Origin of the sequence: Chamaesiphon sp. OTE_8_metabat_110 (assembly GCF_031382685.1) — a bacterium.
GTDB lineage: Bacteria > Cyanobacteriota > Cyanobacteriia > Cyanobacteriales > Chamaesiphonaceae > Chamaesiphon.
In genome coordinates this window covers 1-6,764 of sequence record NZ_JANMZA010000430.1, presented here as the reverse complement: position 1 = coordinate 6,764, position 6,764 = coordinate 1, and the positions used below count along the sequence as shown (strand labels likewise).

8 protein-coding genes are annotated in these 6,764 nt (G+C 41.2%); 5 read left to right on the top strand and 3 right to left on the bottom strand.

The annotated features are described in order from the left end of the window. A partial coding sequence (locus RMO52_RS15770) for an NB-ARC domain-containing protein (RefSeq protein ID WP_310415980.1) occupies positions 1 to 646 on the bottom strand: 646 nt, incomplete at its 3' end. 381 nt (positions 647 to 1,027) lie between these two features. Here RMO52_RS15770 and RMO52_RS15765 point away from each other — a divergent pair. From RMO52_RS15765 to RMO52_RS15745, 5 genes are all read left to right on the top strand, one after another. Next, the gene (locus tag RMO52_RS15765) at positions 1,028 to 1,699 is read left to right on the top strand and encodes a PEP-CTERM sorting domain-containing protein (RefSeq protein ID WP_310415977.1); all 672 of its coding nucleotides are present in this window, start codon (positions 1,028 to 1,030) and stop codon (positions 1,697 to 1,699) included. A 533-nt stretch (positions 1,700 to 2,232) separates the two neighbouring features. Next, positions 2,233 to 3,141, top strand: a complete 909-nt coding sequence (locus RMO52_RS15760) for a lipase family protein (RefSeq protein WP_310415974.1) — start codon at positions 2,233 to 2,235, stop codon at positions 3,139 to 3,141. Further along, positions 3,138 to 4,052, top strand: coding sequence for an alpha/beta fold hydrolase (locus RMO52_RS15755; RefSeq protein WP_310415971.1), 915 nt, complete (start codon positions 3,138 to 3,140; stop codon positions 4,050 to 4,052). Before RMO52_RS15760 ends, RMO52_RS15755 begins: the two co-directional genes overlap by 4 nt. A 90-nt stretch (positions 4,053 to 4,142) precedes the next feature. Further along, the gene (locus tag RMO52_RS15750; protein WP_310415968.1) at positions 4,143 to 4,934 is read left to right on the top strand and encodes an alpha/beta hydrolase; all 792 of its coding nucleotides are present in this window, start codon (positions 4,143 to 4,145) and stop codon (positions 4,932 to 4,934) included. Next, positions 4,931 to 5,338 carry a hypothetical protein gene (locus RMO52_RS15745; RefSeq protein WP_309741830.1) on the top strand — a complete coding sequence of 136 codons (408 nt, stop codon included), beginning with the start codon at positions 4,931 to 4,933 and terminating at the stop codon, positions 5,336 to 5,338. The genes RMO52_RS15750 and RMO52_RS15745 overlap by 4 nt, the downstream gene beginning before the upstream one ends. A gap of 85 nt (positions 5,339 to 5,423) precedes the next feature. Here RMO52_RS15745 and RMO52_RS15740 read toward each other — a convergent pair whose 3' ends face one another. Together RMO52_RS15740 and msrB are read right to left on the bottom strand one after the other, a co-directional pair. Continuing rightward, on the bottom strand, positions 5,424 to 5,882 hold the full coding sequence (locus RMO52_RS15740; protein WP_309741829.1) for a CBS domain-containing protein: 459 nt from the start codon (positions 5,880 to 5,882) through the stop codon (positions 5,424 to 5,426). 205 nt (positions 5,883 to 6,087) lie between these two features. Continuing rightward, positions 6,088 to 6,498 carry a peptide-methionine (R)-S-oxide reductase MsrB gene (msrB, locus tag RMO52_RS15735; protein WP_396135014.1) on the bottom strand — a complete coding sequence of 137 codons (411 nt, stop codon included), beginning with the start codon at positions 6,496 to 6,498 and terminating at the stop codon, positions 6,088 to 6,090. Positions 6,499 to 6,764: the final 266 nt, after the last annotated feature.

The following is a 6,764-nucleotide window of genomic DNA, read 5'->3' as shown; positions in this document are numbered from 1 at the left end:
AACAGCCATTTTGAGTTCCGGCTTGCAAAATTGACTCGACGTTATCAAAGATCAGTAAACAGCGTTTTTGGCGCAATTGCTGCATCAGTAAGGAGATCGAACTTTCCTGCACCTCGGAACCAATCAAAATCGGCAAAATTTCATTCAATAAATCCTGCGGATCGATCGCTTGTCGCAAACTTCGCCATACCACACAATCAAACTGAGACTCCAACTGTTGAGCCAGTTTCACAGAAAGCGCGGTTTTACCAATGCCACCCCAACCAAAAATTCCCACCACCCGACAACGACTATCGAAAATCCACTGTTCGAGCGTTTCTAACTCAGTCTCTCTCCCATAAAAGCGGGAAACATCAATTGCTTCTCCCCAATTAGTCGTCGCCAAGGATGTTTGATAACCCTGGAGGATCGCACAGAGATTCCCTTTGGAAACTCTTTCCCCAACTATCACCGAGAGCAACCGCCACAACTGCGATGCAACTTGTTTGATATATTCCGGCTCATAACCCAACTCTCTCCCGATCTCCTGATAGGAATCGCGATTCCATACTTTTGAGACGATCTCAGTTTGCAGCGTACTGAGCGATCCGCGTTGATGTTGTTCGAGCAATCGATCGATGATTCTGAGAGCTTCTTGTCCAGTCATTTAAGGTCGATCGCTACTAGATAGATCGTGAATTAGAGATAGTATAGATCGATTCGATCGTGTGAAATTGTAATTTATACGACAGAAGGTTTACATTACTTAATATCGATCGAGGATAACTACTTACTTTTAGTTACTTTTTATTACTGACAGATCGATCGGGTCGAGATTATATTTAAACAGTGAAATTCAAGCATGTCTCTAAGACCTACGCATTGATAAAGAGATCGCTTTGTGTATGCAGGTACCACAGACAGTGAAAGATGATTCACGATAGCTCGCATGTGTTTCAACATAGTACGATGATTTTTAAATTCGCGCTATTTTCAGCTTACGCTTTTCTCCATCTGCTGCTAAATATTTCATTTCTCTAATAAATTTATGTTACAAAAAACACGCGCCGCTATCCTAGTTTTCTCTGTCAGTGCTGGTTTTGGATTTGCACAAGTCGGTCAAGCAGCTACTCTTTATACGAGTAAATCTGCATTTCTTGCTGCAACAACAGGAATATCGACAGTCGATTTTGAGGGACTTACCCCACCCAATACAGCTATTTCATTGAATGTTCCCGCCACTGTATCTGGAGTTACGTTTAGTAGTAGTCGTGATAACCCATTCGTATTAAATTGTGCCACATTACCCTCTCGTTTTGATAATTGTAATCGTGCTATTCCTCTTCAAGGGGCTAGTACTATTGTAGGAACAGGAGCAGGTGGTAATCCTATTACCGCAACACTTCCATCATTTGTTACTGCTGTAGGATTAGATGTTTTACCATACAACATTAATGACCGAAATACAGTTAGTATTTCAACGGGCGATTCCACCACATTTACAATTGGTAACAATGTGCAATTTATTGGTTTGACATCGACGACTCCGATTACCTCTTTAACTTTGAGTGGGAACGGTGGTCTATTATTCGATAATTTAGTTCATGGTCAAATAAATAGCTCTACTGCTGCTGTCCCCGAACCATTTACGATTATTGGCACATTAATCGGTGGTACGGCAGCTTTTCGTATGAGAAAAAAGATTAAAGATGCCGATTAATAATTAGGTAAGCACAATTAAATGTCAGATAGATAAGTTGCCAAAAAGTCCTTGGTGCTGTTCCCCTCTACGGATCATTCTGACTACAGTAGCAAGTAGGCAAGTAGGGTGGATACTTCCCACCAGCTATGTTTCAGACATAATCTATTTTATAAATAATTGCATCTACCTACTTAGCAATCATTATTTAATTTTGTGAGATTGGGATTTCGATCGAGTGAATCTAGACAGTAGAGCGGAATTATCGATCGACTCTCTTTCAGAGAGGCTGTGCCTACGGCAGGCTTCGCCAACGCCAACGAACCGATATACCGGATGTTCGATCGCTTCACATTACTTTACAGCCTGCAAAAATTTTAGTTACTGACTACTCGATCGAGGTTATCTTTGAGTCTAACCACGTTTCTACCAGGAAAGTTGCCTAGATAAATTCTTCCAAGTCCTTGCTGCAACTGAGCCTGTTTTCTTGCCGATTTGGTAACGTCACCAGCTATTGAACTATTGTACAAACACAGATTTAAGAGTGAATAATTATGGCAAATTTAGAGGATTTTAAAGGAATGTCTTTCGATCGAGAAAATTTTAGCGATTTTCATGGAGCTACGGCTCGTGAGCTAGCAATACTAATAGGATCTGCTTATGCTCAGTTTGAACAACAAGGAGAAGGTACATGGTCGCTTCCAGATGGATTTAATGGAGTTACCGAATTGACCCATGACAGAAAAAAGAAGGTTTTTGGCTTTGTTGCTACAAAAGATGAAGATGCTTTCATTATTATTAGAGGAACGCGGACAGCCTATGAGTGGTATAACAATACTGCGATTAAGTATGACAAATATATTTCTGTTGCAGGTAAAAAATGGGGGATAACAACGAAAGGATTTTATTCAATTTATCTAGATATTAGAGAAGAGATTGAAGCAGTGTTAGCAACATTGAGTAATGCCAAACACATTTTTATTGCAGGTCACAGTTTGGGTGGAGCATTAGCAACGCTAATTATTCCCGATCTAATTGATTCAGGCATCGATCCAAATAAGATTATAGTTTATACTTTCGCAAGTCCTCGATGCTGCGATCGAGAATTAGCAACTAAATTAAATTATAGTGGTGTCCAACATTGGCGCATTGCGAACACAGAGGATATTATACCGACATTACCAGGATCGACAGCCAACATTTTTTCAATAGAAAGACCTGTATCACCAGAAGAAGTGGAAGAAAATTTTATTGTGAAAACTTACAACGATCTCAAGACTAGGGGAATGAAAACTCTTGAGCATACAGGTAATCCTATTTATTTCACAATTGGTACAGATTCAATACAAGATAATCATAATTTAGAGTTCGTGTACATGACAGGTATCGGTCAAGATTCAGCGAGTGTACCTAAAAAACAATTAAAGCAAATATCGAAGAAAATGGCGGAGATAGTTAAATGATACTAATGGATTGGGATGAATATTACGATCGACACTTTAAAGGATATATAGATCGGGATGATGTGCGCGATCGATGTCATCCGCAGATATTCAAACATGAAGATGATGGACAGCCGAGAAATGCTATTGTTTTAGTACATGGATTGACAGACTCGCCTTACTTCATGAGAGATATCGGTGAGTATTTTTTCTCCAAAATGGGTTTTGATGTCTATATCCCCTTGCTTCGCGCGCATGGCTTAAAAAATCCTCAAGACATGAAAGACGCATCTTTAATCGAGTGGCGCAAAGATGTCAGATTTGCGATCGATCGAGCTAGAGAAAGTGGTGGACAAGTCTCGATCGGGGGATTATCAACAGGTGGTACATTAAGTGTTGAAATGGCTCTCAATAACGAAGCGGCGATCGATGGTGGAGTTTTCCTATTTTCTGCTGCATTAGGTTTAGCTAGCCATGCTGGCAATCTGGCTGAAATCTTTCTCCGAACCCCTCTAGCTAATATTTTCGACCAGATCGATCGCAGTAGTCTCATCAATAGTTCACCTAGTGGTAATCCCTTTCGATATTCTAAGATGGATATTGGCGGAGCGAGAGAATTATCGAAACTAATTAAAGAATTAGATTTACTGACCGATCGAGATGTCTTAAATCAACCGCTATTTGCAGCACATTCTGAAGCAGATACCACCGCAGACATTGATGAGATCGAAGAATTGGTGAATCGATCTCCATCAGCAGAAATATTTAGAATTGGTAAGAATTTTGCCGTCCCTCATGCTAGTGTTGCTTTGAAAAATCCAGTATTGTCAATTAACAACTCTCCCTTAGAACCTAGCAATCCTTTCTTTGACCAAATGATGAAATCACTTCATGTATTTGCGGACAAACATGGTTTAATCGATTGTAACTAAATGGTGGTGCGTTGTTTTCCGCGCTAACACACCCTGTGCTTTGATAAACGATTAACTAAAGAAGTGCAAATTCTAGGGAAATTGGTATCTATGAAATCCATGACACAAATCACCGTCGGCGATATTGACATCAACTACAAAATCAAAGGTAGCGGCAAACCGTTACTGATGATCGTGGGTTTGAGTTTTAGCCTGCTCGATTGGGGCAATAAATTCACCGAATTACTCGCTCAAAACTATCAACTTATCCTCTTCGACAATCGCGATGCTGGACTCACCAGCCCATCCCCACGTCCGTATAGTATCGTAGACATGGCAGATGATGCCGCAGGGTTATTAGACGCATTGAACATTCCCAAAGCGCATGTATTTGGTGTCAGTATGGGTGGTGCGATCGCCCAGCAATTTGCTCTAAAATATCCCGATAAGCTAGATAAGCTGATTCTCGGCTGTGCGATGGCGGGGGGTAATTGCAGTCAGATGGGTGATATCAGTGGTGTGATGAGTGGCAATCTTTTAGACTTACTATTTACGCCCACATTCATTAAAGCCAATAGTCAGGAACTCACAGAATTTCTCGCCGAAACGACCCCATTGCATAGTCGCGATGCAGCTTTGCAGCGTCAGATTCAAGCCTTTGCAAGCCACGATACTTGCGATACTTTGAGCGATATTCAAGCCACCACACTCATCATCACCGGAGATAAGGATATTGCAATTCCTCGATCGAATAGCGATCTACTAGCAGCCAAAATTCCTAATGCCAAATTGGAAATAATTGTCGAGGCAGCGCATGGATTTTCATATAGCCATGCAGATACCACCGCCGATTTGATTCGGCTCTTTTTACACCAACAACCTAATCCAGAAAAAAGATTATGAACAACCAACTCGATGCAATTCGCGATACATTTCTTAAATATGCAGAAGCATTTAACTTACTAGATCCAACAAAAGTTGAACCATTTTTTCAAGTACCTTCGATAATGATGAGTTCGGATTTAGTCATGGTTATGAACGAGTCAAATGAGGTAATTGGGTTATTCACAGCTCTTATGGATAAGTTAAGACATGACAATTTCAAAGAGAGTAAGATTCTCTCGCTTCAAGTTAGTCAACTCAGTGACAATCAAGGACTAGTTGTTGGAGTTGCCAAGCGATTTAATCAAGCAGATGAGGAAATCGAACACTTTGGGTTTACCTATACAATGCGTAAAGCCGAAGGTGACTGGAAGATTATTGCAGGCGTATTGCACGAACCCCAAACATTGTCTAATTCTAAATGATGCGATCGAGTAGTAAGCTAGAATGGTCAAAATCCCCGACTTCTTTAAGAAGTCGAGGATTTCGCTGTATCGATCTTATCTAAGTTTACACAGATGCGATCGCGCGGACGATATCACTTTCGGTAATAATGCCGATCGGGTGGTTATTTTCATCTACCACAGGTAAACGGTGAATCTTTTTATCGTGCATGATTTTGGCGGCTTCTGGTAGCGTTGTATCCGCCGTAATAGAGATTACATGAGGTGTCATCACTTCACCAACGGTTTGCCCTAACGCCTTATGTAGATCTCGCTCGTATGTCAGCGGATTTTGGAAATAAATTACACCACCCAAAAAGAGCATATAGGGGGGTTGCTCGACACCTTGCTCGCGCCACATCAAATCTGATTCGGAAATTACACCGACTAATTTACCCTCATCATCAATTACAGGTAAACCACTAATATGTCGATCGACTAATAACTTAACTGCGTCTGATAGCTGCGTGCTGGGAGTAACAGTTAGCAACTCGCGATTCATCCAATCTGCAACAGTTTGTGACATGATTTACCTCATCTAATAGATGTATGGTTGTCGAGATCGATTGAGAAGGTCGAGCGATCGTAACTTAATAATTCGAGTGAGAATACTCGCTGTCTTTATTATAGTGAGTAAATATAATAATGAATGTAGAATATTAGGATATTTTTATATATTAGAATACAATACAGGCAGACGATCGGTAGCGATCGTCTGCCTGAAAGTTTACCTATGCAGCAGGGATAAACTTCATGGAAATACCATTCATACAGTAGCGTAAACCTGTCGGTTTCGGGCCGTCTTCAAATACATGTCCCAAGTGTCCGCCGCAGCGATGGCAATGGACTTCAGTGCGGGTAGCAAATAAGGATTTGTCTACAGAAGTATCGATCGCGCCAGGAATCGGATCGTTGAAACTCGGCCAACCCGTGCCACTATTAAACTTGGTATCGGAGACAAACAGCGGTAAATCGCAGCCAGCACAGACAAATTGACCTTTACCATACTCTTTGTCGAGAATACTGGTGCCAGCGCGTTCTGTACCGTGTTTCCGCAATACACTAAACTGTTCGGGAGTCAGGATTTGTTTCCACTCTTCGTCAGTTTTTACGATCTCAAATTCGCCTTGTGTCTTTGTCATTGGAGGTGTCTGGGTGGATAAAAAATAAAGTCCAGTCGCTGTACCGATCGGTAACAACGCAGCCGATAATAGAGTTCGTCTTTGCATTTTGCCAGGAGCATCGAGATCTTTAGATAAATACCTCGCTCGCCGCTTATATTGAGAAATTTGTGATTACCTATATTTTAACAATTATCTAGAGGATTAGGAATTAGGCTTTAGGCTTTAGGGCTTAGGAGTAAAAGCAATATCAAGCACTTTCCCGTCCCCCCGTCCCCCCGTCTCCC